Source organism: Paracoccus sp. (in: a-proteobacteria), assembly GCF_039808215.1.
In the GTDB taxonomy this organism is placed as follows: Bacteria; Pseudomonadota; Alphaproteobacteria; order Rhodobacterales; family Rhodobacteraceae; genus Paracoccus.
The window spans coordinates 21946-43943 of sequence record NZ_JBDHSP010000006.1 but is presented as its reverse complement, the minus strand read 5'-3'; the positions used below and the strand labels follow the sequence as shown (position 1 = coordinate 43943).

General features: G+C 68.6%; 19 protein-coding genes. 7 read left to right on the top strand and 12 right to left on the bottom strand.

Annotated features, from left to right (window positions below; translation table 11 throughout):
- Positions 1-5: 5 nt before the first annotated feature.
- On the bottom strand, positions 6-1301 hold the full coding sequence (locus WMK75_RS03885; RefSeq protein WP_347266342.1) for a DUF3422 domain-containing protein: 1296 nt from the start codon (positions 1299-1301) through the stop codon (positions 6-8).
- A gap of 153 nt (positions 1302-1454) precedes the next feature.
- Between WMK75_RS03885 and WMK75_RS03880 the strand changes: the two genes are divergently transcribed.
- A complete protein-coding gene (locus WMK75_RS03880) occupies positions 1455-1961 on the top strand; it encodes a L,D-transpeptidase family protein (protein WP_347266395.1) in 507 nt (168 codons plus the stop codon).
- Positions 1962-2100: 139 nt separating this feature from the next.
- The gene (locus WMK75_RS03875) at positions 2101-2367 is read left to right on the top strand and encodes a hypothetical protein (RefSeq protein ID WP_347266341.1); all 267 of its coding nucleotides are present in this window, start codon (positions 2101-2103) and stop codon (positions 2365-2367) included.
- A 66-nt stretch (positions 2368-2433) separates the two neighbouring features.
- On the opposite strand, the gene WMK75_RS03870 is transcribed toward WMK75_RS03875, so the two are convergent.
- The 6 genes from WMK75_RS03870 to WMK75_RS03845 form a co-directional block, all read right to left on the bottom strand.
- Positions 2434-3873 (bottom strand): NAD(P)(+) transhydrogenase (Re/Si-specific) subunit beta, encoded by a 1440-nt coding sequence (locus WMK75_RS03870; protein WP_347266340.1) that lies wholly within the window; start codon positions 3871-3873, stop codon positions 2434-2436.
- A gap of 10 nt (positions 3874-3883) precedes the next feature.
- On the bottom strand, positions 3884-5458 hold the full coding sequence (locus WMK75_RS03865) for a Re/Si-specific NAD(P)(+) transhydrogenase subunit alpha (RefSeq protein WP_347266339.1): 1575 nt from the start codon (positions 5456-5458) through the stop codon (positions 3884-3886).
- 95 nt (positions 5459-5553) lie between these two features.
- Positions 5554-6234, bottom strand: coding sequence for a D-lyxose/D-mannose family sugar isomerase (locus WMK75_RS03860; RefSeq protein ID WP_347266338.1), 681 nt, complete (start codon positions 6232-6234; stop codon positions 5554-5556).
- A gap of 14 nt (positions 6235-6248) precedes the next feature.
- Positions 6249-6686 carry an isoprenylcysteine carboxylmethyltransferase family protein gene (locus WMK75_RS03855; protein ID WP_347266337.1) on the bottom strand — a complete coding sequence of 146 codons (438 nt, stop codon included), beginning with the start codon at positions 6684-6686 and terminating at the stop codon, positions 6249-6251.
- The gene (locus tag WMK75_RS03850) at positions 6686-8833 is read right to left on the bottom strand and encodes a malate synthase G (protein ID WP_347266336.1); all 2148 of its coding nucleotides are present in this window, start codon (positions 8831-8833) and stop codon (positions 6686-6688) included. Before WMK75_RS03850 ends, WMK75_RS03855 begins: the two co-directional genes overlap by 1 nt.
- A gap of 160 nt (positions 8834-8993) precedes the next feature.
- The gene (locus WMK75_RS03845) at positions 8994-9581 is read right to left on the bottom strand and encodes a hypothetical protein (RefSeq protein WP_347266335.1); all 588 of its coding nucleotides are present in this window, start codon (positions 9579-9581) and stop codon (positions 8994-8996) included.
- Between the two features lie 139 nt (positions 9582-9720).
- Between WMK75_RS03845 and pepN the strand changes: the two genes are divergently transcribed.
- Complete coding sequence (pepN, locus tag WMK75_RS03840; protein ID WP_347266334.1) at positions 9721-12273, top strand: aminopeptidase N; 2553 nt, start codon at positions 9721-9723, stop codon at positions 12271-12273.
- Between the two features lie 33 nt (positions 12274-12306).
- On the opposite strand, the gene proB is transcribed toward pepN, so the two are convergent.
- A complete protein-coding gene (gene proB, locus WMK75_RS03835; RefSeq protein WP_347266333.1) occupies positions 12307-13419 on the bottom strand; it encodes a glutamate 5-kinase in 1113 nt (370 codons plus the stop codon).
- Positions 13407-14438 (bottom strand): GTPase ObgE, encoded by a 1032-nt coding sequence (gene obgE / locus WMK75_RS03830; RefSeq protein ID WP_347266332.1) that lies wholly within the window; start codon positions 14436-14438, stop codon positions 13407-13409. Before obgE ends, proB begins: the two co-directional genes overlap by 13 nt.
- A 122-nt stretch (positions 14439-14560) precedes the next feature.
- Between obgE and WMK75_RS03825 the strand changes: the two genes are divergently transcribed.
- The 4 genes from WMK75_RS03825 (at position 14561) to eno (ending at position 18518) form a co-directional block, all read left to right on the top strand.
- On the top strand, positions 14561-14899 hold the full coding sequence (locus WMK75_RS03825) for a multidrug efflux SMR transporter (protein WP_347266331.1): 339 nt from the start codon (positions 14561-14563) through the stop codon (positions 14897-14899).
- Positions 14900-14957: 58 nt separating this feature from the next.
- A complete protein-coding gene (locus tag WMK75_RS03820; RefSeq protein ID WP_347266330.1) occupies positions 14958-16373 on the top strand; it encodes a protein adenylyltransferase SelO in 1416 nt (471 codons plus the stop codon).
- Positions 16370-17173 (top strand): endonuclease/exonuclease/phosphatase family protein, encoded by an 804-nt coding sequence (locus WMK75_RS03815; protein WP_347266329.1) that lies wholly within the window; start codon positions 16370-16372, stop codon positions 17171-17173. The genes WMK75_RS03820 and WMK75_RS03815 overlap by 4 nt, the downstream gene beginning before the upstream one ends.
- Positions 17174-17240: 67 nt before the next feature.
- Positions 17241-18518 carry a phosphopyruvate hydratase gene (gene eno / locus WMK75_RS03810; protein WP_347266328.1) on the top strand — a complete coding sequence of 426 codons (1278 nt, stop codon included), beginning with the start codon at positions 17241-17243 and terminating at the stop codon, positions 18516-18518.
- 36 nt (positions 18519-18554) lie between these two features.
- Here the strand turns inward: eno and WMK75_RS03805 are convergent, their stop codons facing one another.
- From WMK75_RS03805 to lipA, 3 genes are all read right to left on the bottom strand, one after another.
- A complete protein-coding gene (locus tag WMK75_RS03805; protein WP_347266327.1) occupies positions 18555-19310 on the bottom strand; it encodes an SDR family oxidoreductase in 756 nt (251 codons plus the stop codon).
- Between the two features lie 10 nt (positions 19311-19320).
- The gene (locus tag WMK75_RS03800) at positions 19321-20766 is read right to left on the bottom strand and encodes an aldehyde dehydrogenase family protein (protein ID WP_347266326.1); all 1446 of its coding nucleotides are present in this window, start codon (positions 20764-20766) and stop codon (positions 19321-19323) included.
- Between the two features lie 88 nt (positions 20767-20854).
- Positions 20855-21790: a lipoyl synthase gene (lipA, locus tag WMK75_RS03795; protein WP_347266394.1), complete on the bottom strand. Its 936-nt coding sequence runs from the start codon at positions 21788-21790 to the stop codon at positions 20855-20857.
- Positions 21791-21998: the final 208 nt, after the last annotated feature.

The window sequence follows — 21998 nt, the reverse complement described above, 5'->3', positions numbered from 1 at the left end:
CTGTTCTAGTGCCGGCCATCATGCAGCCGGGCGCGGATGCGGCGCATGCCCAGCCAGACGCTGAGCACCGCGACCGGGGTCAGCGCCGCGACCAGCACCGCCTTGTCGATCGACAGCGCATGCGCCAGCGGATACAGCGCATAGCCCAGCAGCCCGACGGCGTAATAGCTGATCGCCACCACCGACAGGCCCTCGACCGTGTGCTGCAGCCGCAGCTGCAGATCGGCGCGGCGGTCCATGCGCTGCATCAGCTCCTGGTTCTGGGCGCCGCGCCAGACATCGACGCGGGTGCGCAGCAGATCGCCGGCCCGCTCGCTGCGGTCAAGCATCGCCGCCAGCCGCCGCTCGGCCGATTTCGCCGTGCGCATCGCCGGCAGATAGCGCCGCGCCATGAATTCGGCCAGCATCTGCCCGCCGGGAAAGCGGCTTTCGCGCAGCGCCGCAATGCGGTCGGTCACGATCGCCTCATAGGCCGCATTGGCGCCAAAGCGAAAAGAGTGCTGCGTCGCCGCGCTCTCCAACCGCGCCGAGACCGAAAGCAGGTCGTGCAGCACCGCCTCGGCCGGGCGCGAATCATCGGTCATGCCCTGCACGATGTCGCTGAGCTGCACATCGAGCACATTGAGCTGCGCCGTCAGTTCGCGCGCGCGCTCAAGCCCCAGCATGGACATGGCGCGATAGGTCTCGAGATCCAGCAGCCGCTGCACGATGCGGCCGATGCGGTCAGGCTGCGTGCCGGCCCGCACGAAGACGGCAAAGCGCATCCAGCCCATCGGGTCGATGCGGAAATCGCCGGCGACCACCGCTGCCTCCTCGACCACCCAGACGGTGGCAAGGCTGTCGGCCGCGAACCATTCGTGCAGGCGCGGCATGATGCTGCCCGGATCGTCGGGCAGAGGCTCGACCTGGACGATGGCGGCGGCGACGCGTTTGCCCGGGGCCTGGCCTTGCCAGTCGGCGGCAAAGATCTCGGCCGCGCAGGGGTCGAAGGCGCGCGCCGGCAGGCCCGGCGCGAAGGCGGCATAGGTGACGAATTCGGTGTGGCTTTCCCAGCGCAGATGGTGCCGGCCCAGCTGCGCGGCGTAATGGCCGGCGCTGGTGTCGGGGCGCGGCGCGCCGTGGCGGCTGCACAGATCGGCCAGATGCGCGACATCGCGCGAGCGATCGCGGTTGGCGGCATCGCGCGGTTCCTTGAACGCCAGATAGACCGCGGTGCAGGGCGTCTGCAGCCGCGGCGAGGGCCGGGCGTGCAGTTCATTGGTCAGCGCATAGCGCAGCGGGTGATCGTCGGTCGCGGTCATGGCGGCATGTTTAGCGCGGCACGGCGCTCTGGCAACCGGAAAGCGCAGGCGGGCGCGCCTTCAGGATTTCGTGATCGCGCCTTGCATTGCCGGGCGGGCGGCGGCGGGGCAGAATGCGGCAAAACGCCGGACGAAGGGACAATCGGAATGAACATGCACTGGGTGGGGCGGATCATGGCCGCCGGTTTGATCGCCGGTCTGGCCGCCTGCGCGCCCAGCAAGTTCAAGACCTATTCCGGCCCGCCCGTCACCCAGGTCGTGGTGCACAAGGGCGAGCGGCAGATGTATCTGCTGAGCGGCAACAAAGTGCTGAAATCCTATCGCATCGGCCTTGGCAACGAGCCGATCGGCCACAAGCAGTTCGAGGGCGACGGCAAGACACCCGAGGGCATCTATTTCATCGACCGCCGCAACCCCGACAGCCGCTATTACCTTTCGGTGGGGGTCTCATATCCCAATGCGCAGGACCTGGCGCTGGCCGAATCGATGGGGCGCAGCGCCGGTGGCGACATCTTCATCCACGGCCAGGGTCCCGAGGGCCGCGTGCAGTCCAAGCTGAAACAGGACTGGACCGCCGGCTGCATCGCCGTCACCGATGACGAGGTCGAGGACATCTACGCCATGGTCCGCGACGGCACGCCGATCGTGATCACGCCATAGGCGGAACCTTGCCGGCGCCGGCCGAATACGACCGCCGGAACCGTAAAAACGACCGACCTGATCAAAAGACCAGATAGGCCCGATGGCCGGCATGGATTTACAAATTATCTTAATTGCCAGTCATCGAGCACCGAGTCGCATGTATCTGCCACCGCATATTTCCGAGGCGCTGATCGATTCCGCCGAGACCGAGGGCTATGTCCCCGGCTCGATCGAAAGTGTGCTGCGCTTTGGCCCGCGCTCGCGCTGGCGGGCGGGGCTGATCGTCGCCAGCTCCGAACATTCCCACGCCATCGCCACGCGTTGCGCGCTGCTGATCCCGCGCAAGGGCAAGCGCACGCGCAAGCTGGCGCTGCATCCCGCCCTGCCCGCGGATGTGATCAAATCCATGCTGGACGCGATCTGAACCGTTGATCCGACAGCAAAAAGGCGGGCCCGGGGCCCGCCTTTGCGCGTTTCAGAACCAGCCCGCCTATTCGATCATCGGCAGCAGCTGGTCCACCGACTTGCGGGCGTCGCCATAGAACATGCGCGTGTTCTCCTTGTAGAACAGCGGGTTCTCGATGCCGGAATAGCCTGTGCCCTGACCGCGCTTGGAGACGAACACCTGCTTGGCCTTCCAGACCTCCAGCACCGGCATGCCGGCGATGGGGCTGTTCGGATCCTCTTGCGCCGCCGGGTTCACGATGTCGTTCGAGCCGATGACGATGACCACATCCGTGCTGGGGAAATCGTCGTTGATCTCGTCCATCTCCATCACGATGTCATAGGGCACGCGCGCCTCGGCCAGAAGCACGTTCATGTGCCCGGGCAGACGCCCGGCGACGGGGTGGATGGCAAAGCGCACCTCCTTGCCGGCGTCGCGCAGCTTGCGCACCAGTTCCGAGACCGCCTGCTGCGCCTGCGCCACCGCCATGCCATAGCCCGGCACCAGGATCACGCTGTCGGCGTCGTTCAGCGCCGCGGCCACGCCCTCGGCGTCGATGGCGATCTGTTCGCCCTCGATCTCCATGGCCGGACCCGATTCGCCGCCGAATCCACCCAGAATCACGCTGACGAAATTGCGGTTCATCGCCTTGCACATGATATAGCTCAGGATCGCACCCGAGGAGCCGACCAGCGCCCCCACCACGATCAGCAGGTCATTGCCCAGGGTAAAGCCGATGGCCGCCGCCGCCCAGCCCGAATAGCTGTTCAGCATCGACACCACCACCGGCATGTCGGCGCCGCCGATGCCCATGATCAGGTGATAGCCGATGAACAGCGCAAATGCGGTGATCAGCAAGAGCCACAGCACCGGCGCCCCGACCGAGCAGTAAAGGATCAGCGCCACGAGCGAGGCGGCCGCGGCGCCGGCGTTCAGCAGATGCCCGCCCGGCAGTTTCTTCGGCTTGCCGTCGATCTTGCCCGCCAGCTTGCCGAAGGCCACGATCGAGCCGGTGAAGGTCACCGCGCCGATGAAGATGCCCAGCGCCACCTCGACCTTCAGCATCGAGATCTCGGCCGCGGTCTTGTGCGCCAGCACGGCGGCGAAGCCCTCGAATTCGGCCGCGGCATCGCGTGCGCGTGCGCGCAGCATGCGCGACAGTTCGAATTGCGCGTTGAAGCCGATCAGCACGGCGGCCAGGCCGACAAGGCTGTGCATGGCCGCGATCAGCTGCGGCATCTCGGTCATCTGCACGCGCATGGCCACGACCCAGCCGACGGCGCCGCCCATGACCAGCATCAGCAGCGTCAGACCCCAGTTGCCGGAGCCGGGCCCGATCAGCGTGGCAAAGACCGCCAGCGCCATGGCCGCGATACCATACCAGACCGCGCGCTTGGCACTTTCCTGCCCCGAAAGCCCGCCAAGCGACAGGATGAACAGGACGGCGGCGACCACATAGGCGGCAGTGGTGAATCCGTATTCCATCACCCTCTCCTTACGACTTCTGGAACATGGCCAGCATCCGGCGCGTGACCAGGAAGCCGCCAAAGATGTTGACCCCGGCCATCAGCACCGACAGCGCCGCCAGAAACACCACCAGCCACGAGCCCGAGCCGATCTGCAACAGCGCGCCGACGATGATGATCGAGGAAATGGCGTTGGTGATCGCCATCAAGGGCGTGTGCAGCGAATGGCTGACGTTCCAGATCACCTGGAAGCCGACAAAGCACGACAGCACGAAGACGATAAAATGCTGAAGAAAGCTGATCGGCGCGATCATGCCCACCAGCAGCATCGCGACTGCGCCCACCACCAGCAGCATCACCTGCGACCGGGTCTGGGCGCGGAAATCCGCCAGTTCCTTGGCGCGCCGCTCCTCCAGCGTCAGTTCCTTGACCTTTTCCTTGGGCTTCTGCGCCGCGATCGCGGCCACTTTCGGCGGCGGTGGTGGCCAGGTCACGTCGCCGTCATGGGTGACGGTGGCGCCGCGGATGACATCATCCTCCATGTTCTGGACGATGACCCCGTCCTTGCCCGGCGTCAGGTCGGTCAGCATGTGGCGGATGTTGTTGCCGTAAAGCTCGGAGGCCTGCGCCCCCATGCGCGAGGGGAAGTCGGTATAGCCGATGACCACCACGCCATTGTCGCTGACGATGCGCTGGTCGGCCACGGTCAGGTCGCAGTTGCCGCCGCGCTCGGCCGCAAGATCGACGATGACCGAGCCGGTCTTCATCGCCGCGACCATGTCATCGGTCCACAGCTTGGGCGCCGGACGGCCGGGGATCAGCGCCGTGGTGATGACGATGTCCATCTCGGGCGCCAGTTCGCGGAAACGCTTGAGCTGCGCCTCGCGGAACTCGGGGCTCGAGGGGGCGGCATAGCCGCCGGTCGCCGCGCCGTCGGTCTGGGCTTCACTGAAATCGAGAAAGACGAACTCGGCGCCCATCGATTCGATCTGCTCGGCCACCTCGGGGCGCACGTCAAAGGCATAGACCTGCGCGCCCAGGCTGGTCGCGGCGCCGATCGCGGCAAGGCCCGCGACGCCGGCGCCGACGATCAGCACCTTGGCCGGGGGCACCTTGCCCGCCGCGGTCACCTGGCCGGTGAAAAAGCGGCCATAGTTGTTCGCCGCCTCGATCACCGCACGGTAGCCGGCGATATTGGCCATCGAGGACAGCGCATCCATCTTCTGTGCGCGCGAGATGCGCGGCACCATGTCCATGGCGATGGCGGTGACGCCCTGTTCGCGCGCCGCTTCCAGCAGTTCGGCATTCTGCGCCGGCCAGAAATGCGAGATCAGCGTCTGGCCGCGCCGCATCTGCTTCAGCTCGGTCTCGCTGGGCGGGCGCACCTTGATCACCACATCGACGGCGCCGATCAGCGCCGCGGCATTGGATTCGACCGTGACCTCGGCCGCCTTGTAGGCCGCATCGGAAAAGCCCGCGCGCAGGCCCGCGCCCGATTCCACAAAAACCTCATGGCCCAGCTTCCTCAGATGGGCGGCCGATGAGGGAGTTACCGCGACGCGCGCCTCCCCCTCGTAAACTTCCTTCAACGCGCCGATCTTCACGAGGCGACCTCCTCTGCTTGCGACATGCAGCGCTCTGCATAGCATCGCGCAACATTCTTTCACAAGGGCGAGACGGCCTGTGCGGCCAAGGAAAGTTACGCCACGTCGGAATCGTAGTCGCTGACCAGCAGATGCGTCGGCGCCACGTCCTCCTGCACCTTGGCGAAACGGCCGATGGGCGCGGCAAAGACATTGTCGGTCAGGTCGTCATTGACGGTCGAGACCTCGCCGATCAGCACCGGCCCGCCCTCGGCCCAGAATTCGTGCCAGTCACCGGGGCGCAGGGTGACGGATTCGCCGGGGGCAAGGCGGATGACCCCGCCCGGTGCCACCTCGCGCGGGGTGCCGTCGCAATCGACGCGGCAGGGCGCGTTGCGGTCCAGCCGCCCCTGCCCGTCCGAGCCGCACAGCCGGATGGCCAGCGTCGCGCCCCAGCGGTTGATGATGTCCTCTGTCTTGATGACATGGGTGTGCATGGGGCTGATCTGGTTTTCCTGGCTGATCAGCAGCTTTTCGGCATAGACCATGCCGCGCCCGGCCTGCAGGTCGGAGAGCCGGCCATTCCTGAGGGTGAACAGGAACAGGCCCAGCCGGTCGAAATCGCCCTGGCCGTAATCGGTGATGTCCCAGCCCAGCCGACCGTCGCGAATCGCGGGCGTGGCCCTGTCGCGAAACTCGGCCGGGCTCCAATGCGCAAAGGGCGGCAGGTGAAAGCCCGCCCGTGCAATCATCGCAGCCGCATCGGCCATGATCTCGTTGATGCGCGAACGCTTCATCGGCTTTCTCCCCCTCAGATCCAGCGCCTGACCTTCTGCCTGTAGCTGCTATAGGCATCGGGAAAGGCGCGGGCAATCACCTCCTCCTCGTGCCGGATGAAGCGCTGCTGCAGCACCAGCGCCAGCACCGGCACCAGCAGCAGCCCGGCGATCCGGCCCGAGGCCAGCATCAGCCCGGCAAACAGCAGAAGATCCGCCAGATAGATCGGATTGCGCGAATACCCAAACGGACCCGAAGTCACCAGCGCCTCGGGCCGGCGCCCGGGAATGATCGTGGTGCGCGCGCGTCGCATGGTCAGCGCCGCCCAGACCATCAGCGCAAGCCCTGCCGCCAGAACGAGAAAACCCGCCCAGCGCCACACCGCGGGCGGGTCAAGCGCCGGGACCAGCCCCCAGCCGGCCAGCGCGAACAGCGCCAGCCAGACCGGCGGCAGGTCCAGGGCGCGCCACATCAGGCGACGCGCTTGGCCTGCTCGGCCTTAGCCTGCAACCGGCGGGCATGCAGCACCGGCTCGGTATAGCCCGAGGGCTGCACCCGGCCGAGGAACACCAGATCGCAGGCGGCCTGGAAGGCGGCGCCGTCAAAACCCGGCGCCATCGGGCGATAGGCCGCGTCGCCCCGGTTCTGTCCGTCCACCACCGCGGCCATCTTGCGGAAGGCGTCCATGACCTGGCGTTCGTCGACGATGCCGTGCAGCAGCCAGTTCGCCAGCGCCTGTGCCGAGATGCGCAGCGTGGCGCGGTCCTCCATCAGGCCGACATCGTTGATGTCGGGCACCTTCGAGCAGCCGACCCCCTGATCGATCCAGCGCACGACATAGCCAAGGATGCCCTGGCAGTTGTTTTCCAACTCGCGGGTGATCTCGGCGTCGCTGTAGTTGCGCCCGGCGGCCAGCGGGATGGTCAGCAGGTCGTCAAGGCGCGACGGGCGGTGCTGCGCCGCGATCTCGGCCTGGCGGGCATGCACGTCCACGCGGTGGTAATGGGTGGCGTGCAGCGTCGCGGCGGTCGGGCTGGGCACCCAGGCGGTGTTGGCGCCGGCCATTGGATGCGCGATCTTTTGTGCCAGCATGTCGGCCATGTTGTCGGGAATCGCCCACATGCCCTTGCCGATCTGCGCCTTGCCGGCCAGGCCGCAGGCAAGGCCGATGTCGACGTTGCGATCCTCATACGCCATGATCCAGGGCTGGCCGCGCATCTCGCCCTTGGCCAGCATGGGGCCCGCCTCGATCGAGCTGTGGTATTCGTCGCCGGTGCGGTCCAGAAAGCCGGTGTTGATGAAGGCGACGCGGTGTTTCGCGGCGCGGATGCATTCCTTGAGATTGGCGCTGGTGCGGCGTTCCTCGTCCATGATGCCCAGCTTGACGGTGTGGCGCGGCAGACCCAGCACCTCCTCGACGAAATCGAAGATCTCGCTGGCGAAGGCCACTTCCTCGGGGCCGTGCATCTTGGGCTTCACCACATAGATCGAGCCGGTGACCGAGTTCTTCGGCCCCTCGCGGTCCAGATTGTGCTTGGCGCAAAGCGCGGTCACCATCGCGTCCAGCAGCCCCTCGTAGACCTCGTTGCCGTCGCGGTCCAGAACGGCCGGAGTGGTCATCAGATGGCCGACATTGCGCACCAGCATCAGCGCGCGGCCCCTGGCGGTGACGCGGCTGCCATCGGGGGCGGTGAATTCGATATCGGGGTGCAGCTTGCGGGTGAAGGTCCTGCCGCCCTTGGTCACCTCTTCGGCAAGCGTGCCGTCCATCAGGCCCAGCCAGTTGCCATAGGCCAGCGCCTTGTCCTCGCCATCGACGCAGGCGACGGAATCCTCGCAATCCATGATCGCCGACAGCGCCGATTCGATCACGATGTCCGAGATGCCCAGCCGATCCTGGCCGCCGACCGGGGTCGAGCCATCGACCACCAGGCGGATCAGCAGCCCGTTGTTGCGCAAGAAGACCGATTGCGGCGCGGCGGCGTCGCCGTCATGGCCGGCGAATTTCGCACCCTCGCGCAGCGCCGGGACCAGCACCCCGTCCCTGACCGCAAGGCTGGTGGCATCGGTCCAGGACCCCTGCGCCAGCGGCACCGCCTGATCGAGGAACTCGCGCCCCCAGGCGATGACCCGGGCGCCGCGCGCGGCGTCATAGCCCTTGCCCTGCGGCAGGTCGCCCAGGGCATCCGAGCCGTAAAGCGCGTCGTAAAGGCTGCCCCAGCGCGCATTGGCGGCATTCAGCGCAAAGCGGGCATTGGTGATCGGCACCACCAGTTGCGGCCCGGCGATGCTGGAGAATTCCGGGTCGGTGGCCGGGGTCTCGATGGCGAAATCCTCACCCTCGGGGACCAGATAGCCGATCTCGGCCAGAAAATCGCGATATGCGCCGGCGTCGCGCGGCTGGGCGCGATGGGCGATGTGCCAGCCGTCGATGGCGGTCTGCAACTCTGCGCGCCGGTCCAGCAGCGCGCGGTTGCGCGGCCCGAAGTCATGGATCAGCCGCGAGAGCCCCTCCCAGAAGCGCTCGGGCGCGACACCGCTGCCCGGCAGCGCCCGCTCGCTGATGAATTTGGCCAGCGTCCCTTCGACCCGCAATCCTGCCTTTTCCACGCGACCCATGTTCGTGCCCTTCCAGTTCCAGTGTCTCGGCGATTTGGTGCACCGTGGTATGCCAAAACGCGCATTTGTTCAACCGGGCCGATTTTCCACGCTGCCGCGAGGCTGTCTTGCGCTTTCATGGGCAATCCGGCGCCCGCGCGGGGCGGTGGATCGCGGGTCCTCAGTTCGCGGGCGCGGCCGTGGTCCCCTCGGCCGGCCTTGCGGTGCCGGTGGCGGCGTCCAGCGCCTCACCGGCGCGGTTGACCGCATCCCGGGCCGCCTCGCCCGCACCCTGCAGCGCCGCCCCGGCGGCGTCGCTCGCCTTGCCGGCGGCGGCGCCGACCGCCTCGGCCGCCCTTTCGGCGGCGGCACCGGCGGCCTCGCTGGTCTCGGTGACGGCGGTGGTGACGGCGGCGGCCCCGGCTCTGGCGGCCTCGCCCGCGGCATCGGCGGCCTGCCCGACCACGGCCCTTGCGGCATCCCTGGCCTTTTCCAGCGGCGCGGCTGCGCCTTCCTGCGGCTCGGAGCCGGCATCGGCCGGGGCGGTGGTGGTGACGGCGGCATCTTCGCCGGTGGTGCCGACCTGGTTGCCGGCCATGAAATACTGCAGCGCGAAATAGGCGACGGCCAGCGCCAGCAGTACCCCGATGACCAGCGGCAGCGGCGAGGCGCGCAGCTGCGCCGGATCGGTCGCGGGCTGACTGCCCGCCGGGCGGTGCGGATCGCTGCTTTCGGTGCGCTTGGGGTCGTTGGGGTCGTAATGCGCCATCTGGGGGTCCTCGTTGCCATGTCCTGCCCGGCCGGCAGGGGCATGTGCCGCTTGCGACCCGGCCGGTCAGCGACTAACACTTGACACTCGTACAAGTTCCCGGGCCCGCCCAGATTTTCACCTGCCCGAAGGTGTCGCCATGACCATCACCCAGCATCTCGCCGACTGGCGCCCCTATGCATTCGAGATCGCGCAGACGCGGCTGGAATTCGACCTTGCGCCGCGCGCGACGCAGGTGCGCTCGCAGATCGATTTCCGCCGCCTGACGCCGGGCGATCTGGTGCTGGACGGCGCCGGGCTGAAGACCCTGGCGCTGGCGGTGGACGGCCGGCCGCTGGACCTCGGGCTGATCCGCGAGGCCGAAGAGCGCCTGGTGGTGCCCGCCGCCCTGCTGCCCGAGCGCTTCACCTTCGAGGCCCTGGTCGAGATCGACCCCGAGGCCAATACCGCGCTGGAGGGGCTTTACCTGTCGGGCGGCATCTTCTGCACCCAATGCGAGGCCGAGGGGTTCCGCCACATCACCTGGTATCCCGACCGCCCGGACGTGATGGCGCCCTTCCGCGTCACCGTGCGGTCGGACAAGCCGGTGCTCCTGTCGAACGGCAACCCGGTAGCCTCGGCGCCGGGCGAGGCGGTCTGGCACGACCCCTGGCCCAAGCCCGCCTATCTGTTCGCGCTGGTCGCCGGCGATCTGGTGGCGATCCCCGACAGTTTCACCACCATGTCGGGGCGCAAGGTGGCGCTGAACGTCTGGGTCCGCCCCGGCGACCAGGATCGCGCCGGCTATGCCATGGAAAGCCTGATCCGCGCGATGGAATGGGACGAGAGCGCCTATGGCCGTGAATACGATCTGGACGTGTTCAACATCGTCGCTGTCGATGACTTCAACATGGGCGCGATGGAAAACAAGGGGTTGAACATCTTCAACTCGAAACTGGTGCTGGCCAGCGCCGAGACCGCCACCGACAGCGATTACGAACGCATCGAGGCGGTGATCGGGCATGAATATTTCCACAACTGGACCGGCAACCGCATCACCTGCCGCGACTGGTTCCAGCTGTGCCTGAAGGAAGGGCTGACGGTGTTTCGCGACCAGCAGTTCACCTCCGACATGCGCTCGGCGGCGGTCAAGCGCATCAGCGACGTGCAGACCCTGCGCGCGCGCCAGTTCCGCGAGGATGCGGGCCCGCTCGCGCATCCGCCGCGCCCCGACCACTATCAGGAAATCAACAATTTCTACACCGCCACCGTTTATGAAAAGGGCGCCGAGGTGATCGGGATGCTCAAGCGGCTGGTGGGCGATGACGGCTACGCCAAGGCGCTGGATCTGTATTTCACCCGCCACGACGGCCAGGCCTGCACCATCGAGGACTGGATCGCGGTGTTTCAGGACGCCACCGGCCGCGACCTTGCGCAGTTCAAGCGCTGGTATACCGACGCCGGCACGCCGCGGCTGAGGCTGTCCGAGGACTGGGCCGATGGCCGGCTGACGCTGAACTTCAGCCAGCGGACCGCGCCGACGCCGGGCCAGCCCGAAAAGCCCGCCCGCGTCATCCCGATCGCGCTGGGGCTGATCGGCCCGAATGGCGACGAGGTGCTGCCGACCACCGTGCTCGAGATGACCGCGCCCGAGCAGAGCTTTCATTTCGACGGGCTGGGCGCGCGCCCGGTGGTGTCACTGCTGCGCGGCTTTTCCGCCCCGGTGACCGTCACGCGCGAGATCGCGCCCGAGGCGCAGGCGCTGCTGCTGGCCCATGACAGCGACGCCTTCGCGCGCTGGCAGGCCGGGCACGACCTGGCGCTGGCGGCGCTGATCGCGCGCGCGCAGGGCGACGGCGGCGCCGGGGCGGCCTTCCTGCAGGCGTTGGGCGGGCTTCTGGACGATGCGGCAGTCGACCCGGCCTTTGCCGCGCTCTGCCTCGCCCTGCCCGGCGAGGAGGAGGTCGCGACCGAGATCGCCGTGGCCGGCACCACCCCCGACCCCGACGCCATCCACGGCGCCCGCGAATCCCTGGCCCGCGACCTTGCCGCCCTGCACGATGCCGCACTGGCCCGGTTTTTCGATGCCATGCAGGATACGGGCCGCTTTCGTCCCGACGCGCAGGGCGCGGCACGGCGCAGCCTGCGTCTGGCCTGCCTTGGCTATCTCTCGCGCCTGGACGGCGGGGCGCGCGCCGAGGCGCTGTTCGCCGGTGCCGGCAACATGACCGAGCGGCAGGGCGCGCTGGAATGCCTGATCGCCGCCGGGCGCGACGCTGCGGCCCTGGCCGAATTCGTGCAGATGTTCGGCGACAACCGCCTGGTCATGGACAAGTGGTTCATGGTGCAGCCGCTGCGCGCCGCGCCGGCGCAGGCCGTGGTCCGCGCCCGCGAACTGGCGACGCGCGCCGATTTCGACTGGAAGAATCCGAACCGCTTCCGGGCGCTGATCTCGGGGGTTTCGGGCAATCACGCGGCCTTTCATGCCGCCGACGGCTCGGGCTATGACTTTCTGGCCGAATGGCTGATGCGGCTCGACCCGGTGAACCCGCAGACCACCGCCCGCATGTGTTCGGCCTTCGAGACCTGGACGCGCTATGACGCCGGTCGCCAGGTCCGGGCCCGCGCCGCGCTGGAGCGCATCGCCGCGCTTGCGGGCCTGTCGCGCAATACCGCCGAGATGGTCACGCGCATCCTGGCCGTGGCGGGCTAGCCAGGCGGCGGCGCCGGTCACATCGCCATCCGGCTACACCACCATGTCGTCGCGGTGGATCAGTGCCGCGCGGCCGGGATAGCCCAGGATCACCTCGATCTCGGCGCTGCGATGGCCGGCGATGGCGCGGGCCTCGACGGCGGAATAGCGCACCAGACCGGCGGCCAGCCGCCCGCCCCGGCCGTCCAGCACCAGCACCGGATCGCCGCGCCCGAAACGGCCCGAGACCGCGGTGACGCCGGCGGGCAGCAGCGACTTGCCCTGGCCCAGCGCCTGGGCGGCACCGGCATCGACGGTGATCTCGCCCTTTGGCTTCATCGCCGCGATCCAGCGCTTGCGCGCCGCCTGCGGATCGGTGTCAGGCAGGAACCAGGTGCTGCGCGCACCCTTGGCCACCGCCGTCAGCGGGTTCAGCACCGAGCCTTCGGCAATGGCCATGGCGCAGCCACCGGCAACCGCGGTGCGCGCCGCCATCAGCTTGGTCTTCATGCCGCCCTTGCTGAGGCCCGAGACCGGATCGCCGGCCATGGCCTCGATCTCCGGGGTGATCTGCGCGATCACCGGCAGGTGGCGGGCATCGGGGTCGGTCTTGGGATTGGCGGTGTAAAGCCCGTCCACATCCGACAGCAGCAGCAGCTGGTCCGCGCCGCAGGTCACCGCGATCTGCGCCGCCAGCCGGTCGTTGTCGCCAAAGCGGATCTCGTCCGTGGCCACGGTGTCGTTTTCATTCACGATCGGCACCACGCCCAGGCCCAGCAGCGTCTGCATGGTGGCGCGGCTGTTGAGATAGCGCCGCCGGTCGGTGGTGTCGTCAAGCGTCATCAGCAGCTGCGCGGTCTTGACGCCATGCGGGGCCAGCGCCTCCTCATAGGCGCGGGCCAGGCGGATCTGGCCCACCGCCGCCGCGGCCTGCGACTGCTCGACCCGCAGGGGGCCGGCGGGCAGTTCCAGCACCTTGCGCCCCAGCGCGATGGCGCCCGAGGATACCAGCACCACATCCGTGCCCCGCGCCCGCGCCGCCGCCACGTCGTCGCACAGCGCCCTCAGCCAGTCGCCGCGCAGCCCGCGCTCGCCCACCAGCAGCGCCGAGCCGATCTTGACCACCAGCCGCGCGGCGCGGCCCAGCACCGGGGTCACGGCTGCCACGGCCTGTCCTGCTGTTCGGGGGCCGGCAGGCGCGCCGGCCCGATCTCGGACCAGAGCGCGCGCAGCACCTCGCTGACGCCCAGATGCGCCACGCCCGACATCAGCAGCACCCGCCCGCCGATCGCGCCCTCGAGCGCGGCCTTGCGCTCGGCCAGGGTCTCGGGGTCCAGCGCGTCGATCTTGTTCAGCGCGGTGATGCGCGGCTTTTGCGCCAGTTTTGGGGAATAGGCGGCCAGTTCGATCAGGATGGTATGGGCGTCATGGGCCACGTCCTCGGATGTGCCGTCGACCAGATGCAGCAACACGCGCGAGCGTTCGACATGGCCCAGGAACTGATCGCCGAGGCCGCGACCCTCGGAGGCACCCTCGATCAGGCCGGGAATGTCGGCCATGACGAATTCATGCCCGTCGATGCCGACGACGCCGAGGTTCGGGTGCAGCGTGGTAAAGGGATAGTCGGCGATCTTGGGCCGCGCGTTCGACACCGCCGCCAGGAAGGTCGACTTGCCGGCATTGGGCAGGCCGACAAGGCCCGCATCCGCGATCAGCTTCAGCCGCAGCCACAGCGTGCGCTCGATCCCAGGCTGGCCGGGGTTGGCGTGGCGCGGGGCGCGATTGGTCGAGCTTTTGAAATGCAGGTTGCCGAAGCCGCCATTGCCGCCGCGCGCCAGCAGCACGCGGCTTCCCGGCTCGGTCAGGTCGGCGACCACTGTTTCCTGGTCCTCGTCGAGGATCTCGGTGCCGACCGGCACGCGCAGCACGATGTCCTCGCCCGAGGCGCCGGTGCGCTGCGAACCCATGCCGTGGCCGCCCGACTTCGCGAAGAAATGCTGCTGGAAGCGGAAATCGATCAGCGTGTTCAGCCCCGCCGCCGCCTCGGCCCAGACATCGCCGCCGCGGCCGCCGTCGCCGCCGTCGGGTCCGCCGTATTCGATGAACTTCTCGCGGCGAAAGGACACGCAGCCGGCACCGCCCCCGCCCGAGCGGACATAGACCTTGGCAAGATCGAGGAATTTCACGCGCTGGTTTCCTTGCAAGACTGCGGCAGGCCGGGGATACGCGCTTGCCCCTGCCGGTTCAAGTGCGGCGTGACTTTCGCGCCCGGGCAGGGCATGAGGCAATGCGAACGAACGGAGACGCCATGCCCGCCCTGCCCTATGCCACGCTTCTTGCCGCCGTCACGCTTGAGGTGGCCGGCACCACTTTCCTGCAGCGCAGCGAGCAATTCACCCGCCTGCTGCCGACGCTGCTGACCGGGCTGTGCTATGCCGGCGCATTCTACTTCCTGTCGCTGACGCTGCGATCCATGCCGCTGGGCATCGCCTATGCGATCTGGAGCGGGCTGGGCATCGTCGCGATCTCGGTCATCGGGCTTTTCGCCTTCGGCCAGCGGCTGGACGGCGCCGCCGTGCTGGGCCTTTGCCTGATCGTGGCCGGCGTCATCATCGTGCACCTGTTTTCCGGCAGCATCACGCATTGAGGCAGGCCCCTTCACATTCGCCGCGTCAGGGCTAGATAATATCGGGAAGGAGGGCCCGATGATCCTGTTCGACAACAGCTATGCCCGACTGCCGCAAGGCTTCTTCACCCGCACGGCACCGACCCCGGTGCGCGCCCCGGCCCTGGTGGCGCTGAACCGGCCGCTGGCGGCGCGGCTGGGGCTGGACGCCGACTGGCTTTCCAGTCCCGAGGGTCTGGCCATGCTGGCCGGCAACGCCCTGCCCCGCGGCGCCGAGCCCATCGCCCAGGCCTATGCCGGCCACCAGTTCGGCGGCTTCGTACCGCAGCTTGGCGACGGGCGGGCGCTGCTGCTGGGCGAGGTGGTGGCGCCGGACGGCGCACGCTTCGACCTGCAGCTTAAGGGCGCAGGGCCCACGCCCTTCTCGCGTCAGGGCGACGGCAGGGCCTGGCTGGGCCCGGTGCTGCGCGAATATCTGGTCAGCGAATTCATGGCCGCCGCCTGCATCCGGACCACACGCGCCCTGGCCGCCGTCAGCACCGGCGAGACGGTGGTGCGCGAATCGCTGCTGCCCGGTGCGGTGCTGACCCGCGTCGCCTCAAGCCATATCCGCGTCGGCACCTTTGAATTCTACGCGGCAAGGGGCGACCGGGCGCGGCTGCAGCTGCTGGCAGATCACGTCATCGCCCGCCACTATCCCGGCGCCTCGGGCGCGGCCGAACTGCTGGCGCGCGTCGTCGCCGCCCAGGCCGGAACCATCGCCGGCTGGATGGCGCTGGGTTTCGTCCATGGGGTGATGAACACCGACAACATGTCGGTCTCGGGCGAGACCATCGACTATGGCCCCTGCGCCTTCATGGACGCCTACCGGCCCGACACGGTGTTCAGCTCGATCGACGCGCGCGGCCGCTACGCCTGGGACGAGCAGCCCAATGTCGCGGTCTGGAACCTGGCGCAGCTGGCCAGCTGCCTCGTGCCGCTGATGGGCGAGGAGGAGGCCGCGGTGGCCGAGGCCACGCGCATCGTCCACGGCTTTCCCGAGCTTTACCAGCGCGCCTGGCTGCAGCGTTTCGCCGCCAAGCTGGGCATCGCGCAGCCGCGCCTCGGCGACCGCGCCCTGATCGAGCGGCTGCTGGCGCTGATGGCGGCGGCGGGCGCGGATTTCACCCGCGTCTTTGCCGGGCTGGCGGACGGGCGCGCCCGGGACGAATTCGCCGCCCCCGCACCCTTCGACGCCTGGGCCGCGGACTGGCAGGCGCGCATCCGCGACCTGCCCGACACGGCCGCGGTCATGGCGCGCGCCAATCCGCGCCGCATCCCGCGCAACCACCGCATCGAGGAGGTCATCGCCGCCGCCTGCGGCGGCGATTTCGCCCCGTTCCACGCGCTTGAGGCGGCGCTGGCCGCCCCCGGCGAGGATCGGCCGGAATGGGACGGGTTCGCCCTGGCGCCGCGCCCCGAGCAGGTGGTGCATTGCACCTTCTGCGGCACATGAACGATACCGCCGCCCCCGGGGTGCGCAGCATCGCCCGCCTGCGGCTGGCCAGCTACAACCTGCACAAATGCCGGGGCATGACCGGCCCGCACGCGCCCGAGCGCAACCTGCGCGTCATCGCGGAACTGCGCGCCGACGTGATCGCCCTGCAGGAGGTGGATTTCCGCTTTGGCGCCCGGCCCGAGGCGCTGCCGCGCGCCCTGATCGAGCGCTTTACCGGGCTGGTGCCGGCGCCCTTTCTGGGCACGGGGGAAAATTCGCTGGGCTGGCACGGCCAGACCATCCTGATGCGCCCGGAACTTCTGGCCCGGGCCGAGATCCGCCGCCTGCCGCTGCCGGGGATCGAGCCGCGCGGCGCGCTGGTGCTGCGCCTGCCCGGGGTGACGGTGGTGGCGCTGCACCTAGGGCTTATGCGCTCGTCGCGGCGCGCGCAGCTGTCGCGCATCGTCGCGCAGGTGCGCCGCATCGGCAATGACCGCGTGGTGCTGACCGGGGATTTCAACGAATGGCACGACACCCGCGGCCTTGAGGCGTTAAGCCCGCTGCGCGTCATCGCCCCCGGCCCCAGCTGGCCCGCGCCCTTTCCGCGCCTGCGCTATGACCGCTTCGCCCTGTCGCGCGGCATTGCCGTGCTGGCCTGCGGCGTGGTGGCCAGCGAAATGGCGCGCCAGGCCTCGGATCATCTGCCGGTCTGGGCCGACCTGGCGGTGGACGCGCATCAGGATGCACCGCGCGGCCTGCCGGTGGCGCGCATCGCCTCGCGCATCCCCGGCATCACCGGCGTGGCCGGGGCAGAATGACGCTTTCTTGCCGCGGCTTCCTCGGCTAAACAACCGCAACTCTCGTCAGAACAAGGACGCAAGGCCCATGACCGCCATCATCGACATTTTCGCGCGCGAGATCCTTGACAGCCGCGGCAATCCGACCGTCGAGGTCGATGTCACCCTGGAAGACGGCACCATGGGCCGCGCCGCCGTGCCCTCGGGCGCCTCGACCGGCGCGCATGAGGCGGTGGAAAAACGCGACGGCGACAAGGGGCGCTATCTGGGCAAGGGCGTGCTTGAGGCCGTCAACGCCGTCAACGGCGAGATCGCCGAGAACCTGATCGGCGAGGACGCGACCGAGCAGGTGGGCATCGACCGGCTGATGATCGAACTGGATGGCACCGCGAACAAGGGTCGCCTGGGCGCCAACGCCATCCTCGGCGTATCGCTGGCGGTGGCCAAGGCCGCGGCCGAGGCGACGGCGCAGCCGCTTTACCGCTATGTCGGCGGCACCGGCGCACGCATCCTGCCGGTGCCGATGATGAACATCATCAACGGCGGCGAACATGCCGACAACCCGATCGACATCCAGGAATTCATGATCATGCCGGTGGCGGCGGAAAACATCCGCGACGCCGTACGCATGGGGTCCGAAGTCTTTCACACGCTGAAAAAGGAGCTTTCGGCGGCGGGCCTGAACACGGGGATCGGCGACGAGGGCGGCTTTGCCCCGAACCTTTCCTCGGCCCGCGAGGCGCTGGATTTCATCCTGCGGGCGATCGAGAAGGCCGGCTACGCGCCGGGCGAGGACATCATGCTGGCGCTGGACTGTGCCTCGACCGAATATTTCAAGGGCGGCAAATACGAGATGAAGGGCGAGGGCAAGTCGCTGACCCCCGCCGAGAACGTCGCCTATCTTCAGGCGCTGTGCAACGATTACCCGATCCTGTCGATCGAGGACGGCTGTTCCGAGGATGACTGGGATGGCTGGAAACTGCTGACCGACACGCTGGGCGGCCGCGTGCAGCTGGTCGGCGACGATCTGTTCGTCACCAACCCTGTGCGCCTGGCCGAGGGCATCGCCCGGGGCTGTGGCAATTCGCTGCTGGTCAAGGTCAACCAGATCGGCACCCTGACCGAGACCCTGGACGCGGTGCGCATGGCCGACCGCGCCGGCTATACTTCGGTCATGTCGCACCGCTCGGGCGAGACCGAGGACGCGACCATCGCCGATCTCGCCGTGGCGACGAATTGCGGCCAGATCAAGACCGGCAGCCTTGCGCGCTCGGACCGGCTGGCGAAATACAACCAGCTGATCCGCATCGAGGAAATGCTGGGCGCGACGGCGGAATATGCTGGCCGCACCATCCTGCGCGGCTAAGCGGCGCATCGCCCGCGCCGGTCGGCGCGGGCAGGGTCAGATCGTGCGCCCGCCATCCACCTCGAGGATGACGCCGGTGATGAAATCCGCCTCGTCCGAGGCGAGATAAAGCGCGGCATTGGCAATGTCGCGCGGCTGCGACAGCCGGCCCATCGGGATGGTGGCGACAAAGCGGGCGCAGTTTTCGGGCGTGTCGGGGCAGCCCATGAACCGCTCGAGCAGCCCCGTCTCGCCCATGACCGGGGCGATGCCGTTCACCCGGATGCCATCGGGCGCCAGTTCCACCGCCAGGCTGCGCGTCATCAGGTTCACCGCCCCCTTGGAGGCGTTGTACCAGGTCAGGCCGGGCCGCGGCCGGATGCCTGCGGTCGATCCCACATTGATCATCACCCCCTGCCCGCGCGCCGTGCCGCGTTCGCGCCAGTAAGGCACGATCCCATGCGTCATGTGAAAGATCGACAGCACGTTCACATCGAATATCCGGCGGAAGGCCGCCTCGTCGGTGGCCAGAAGCGGGCCGTTGGCCGTGGTCCAGCCGGCATTGTTCACCACGATGTCGAGACTGCCGAAGGCCGAGCGCGCGCTGGCCACCGCCGCCGCCACCTGCTCGCCGCGGCTGACATCGCAGGCCAGCACCAACCCGTCGATGTCGCGCGCGACTGCTGCGGCACTGTCGCCGTCGATGTCGAGGATTGCGACGCGCGCCCCTTCGCGCGCAAAGCGCTCGGCGATGCCGCGGCCAAATCCCGAGCCCGCCCCGGTCACCAGTGCCGTCTTGCCGCGCAGCCGCATGAACCCCTCCTCAGGCAAAGCGATGAACGATGGTCTTCAGCCGCGAGAATTCGTAAAGCGCGGCAAAGCCCTTTTCCCGGCCGTGGCCCGAGCGGCGCACGCCGCCAAAGGGCAGCTCGATCCCGCCCCCGGCGCCATAGCAGTTGATGAACACCTGACCGCAGCGCAGGGCGCGGGCGACGCGCGCCTGACGGTCGCCGTCGCGGGTCCAGATGCCGGCGACCAGCCCGTAATCGGTGCCATTGGCGACGGCGATCGCCTCGGCCTCGGTCTCGAAGGGGATGGCGGCCAGCACCGGGCCAAAGATTTCCTCCTGCGCCAGCGAGCTGGCCGGATCGACTGGGCCGAACAGCGCCGGCGCCACATAAAAGCCGCCCGGCGGCGCCTCGGCGGCGATGCTGCCGCGGGCGATCAGCGGCGCCGCGGCGGCCTCGATGTGGGCCTGCACCCGCGCCCGCTGCCGGGCCGAGATCAGCGGCCCCAGCAGCGCGCCTTCGTCGGGCGGGCGGGCGCTGATGGCGCGAAAGCGTTCGGCCAGCATCGCGGTCAGCCGCTCCCAGACCGGGCGCTGGATCAGCACCCGCGAGCCGGCCGAACAGGTCTGGCCGCCGTTCTGCACGATGGCGTTGACGATGACCGGGGCCGCGGCATCCAGATCGGCATCGGCAAAGACGATCTGCGGCGACTTGCCGCCCAGTTCCAGCGTGCAGGGGATGTGGTTGGGCGCCGCCGCGATCTGGATCGCCTCACCCACCTCGGGCGAGCCGGTAAAGCTGATGAAATCGACCCCGGGATGTTCGGCCAGCGCCCGGCCCGCCACCGTGCCGCGGCCGGTGACGATATTGATCGCGCCCGGAGGAAACCCCGAGGCCAGCGCCAGTTCGCCCAGGCGCAGGATGCTGAGGCAGGCGTCCTCGGCCGGTTTCGTCACCGTGGCATTGCCCATGGCCAGCGCCGCCCCGACCGAGCGGCCAAAGATCTGCACCAGATAGTTCCAGGGGATGATATGGCCGGTGACGCCATGCGGCTCGCGCAGGGACAGCGCGTCATGGCCGTTCAGGAAGGGGATCACCTCGCCATGCAGCTTGTCGGCGGCGCCGCCGTAGTATTCGAAATAGCGCGCCAGCGCCTGCATGTCGGCGCGCGCCTGGGCGATGGGCTTGCCGTTGTCGCGGCTTTCCAGCCGGGCCAGATCCTCGGCCCCGGCCTCGATGCGCAGGGCAAGGCGCAGCATCAGCCGGCCGCGTTCCGCAGCCGTCAGCCGGCCCCAGTCGCCGGCAAGCGCTGCGCGGGCAGCGCGGATGGCAGCCGAGATTTCCTCGGGGCCGGAATCGGCGATGGCGGCAAAGGGCTGGCCGTCGACGGGCGAGATCACCGGCAGCTCCGCCCCGTCCCGGGCGGGCAGCCATTCTGCCCCGATCAGGTTCAGCGCGCGCGGGACCGGCGTCTGCGTCATCGTCACCCCCCTTGCCCGGGCGGGATTCGCCCTGATGCAGGGTGACGGCCAGCGGCGCGGCACGCAAGCCCCGCCTCAGCCCTGGCGTTCAGGCGCGGCCCAGCTTGGCCAGGCGCGCCGCGCGCAGCTGCGCGAAATCGTCGCCGGCGTGATAGGAGGAGCGCGTCAGCGGCGTCGCGGAAACCATGAGAAAGCCCTTGCCATAGGCGGCCTTCTCATAGCCCTTGAATTCCTCGGGGGTCACGAAACGGTCGACGCGGTGATGCTTGGGCGTCGGCTGCAGATACTGGCCGATGGTGATGAAATCGATGTCGGCGGCGCGCATGTCATCCATGACCTGCATGACGCCCTGCCGGTCCTCGCCAAGGCCGACCATGATCCCCGATTTGGTGAACATCGCCGGGTCCAGTTCCTTCACCCGCTGCAGCAGCCGCAGCGAGTGGAAATAGCGCGCGCCGGGCCGCACCTCGGGGTAAAGCCCGGGCACGGTTTCCAGATTGTGGTTGAACACGTCGGGCCGCGCCTCGACCACGGTTTCCAGCGCGTCAGCGCGCGATTTCAGAAAGTCCGGCACCAGCACCTCGATGGTCGAGCCGGGAGCGCGATGGCGGATGGCGCGGATGGTCTGGGCGAAATGCTCGGCGCCGCCGTCGTCAAGGTCGTCGCGATCGACCGAGGTGATCACCACATGTTTCAGGCCCAGCTTCTGCACGGCATGGGCGACACGGCCGGGTTCGAACACGTCCAGCGCCTTGGGCTTGCCGGTGGCGACGTTGCAGAAGGTGCAGCCGCGGGTGCAGATCTCGCCCATGATCATCATGGTGGCATGGCCGGCCGACCAGCATTCGCCGACGTTGGGACAGCCCGCCTCTTCGCAGACGGTCGAGAGCCGGTTGTCGCGCATGATGTCGCGCGTCTGCTTGTAGCCCTCCGAGGTCGGCGCCTTGACGCGGATCCAGGACGGCTTCTTGGGCTGTTCCTGATCGGGCCGGTGGGCCTTTTCGGGGTGGCGTTGCTCGGGCATCCGGAGATCGCGCAAGGGCTTGTCCTTTTCGGGTCGCGGTTCGCGCAGCAATACCGCTTGTGGCGCCAAAACGCAACGGCAGAGCGGCTGCGACAATATGGCAGCTTTCCGCCAGACGGCGTGCCGGGCGGCGCCCCTCCTTCGCTGCATTGCAGAAACTGCGGTGCGGCACTATATATGGGCAAGCCAATGAAGAACCGGCGCGGCA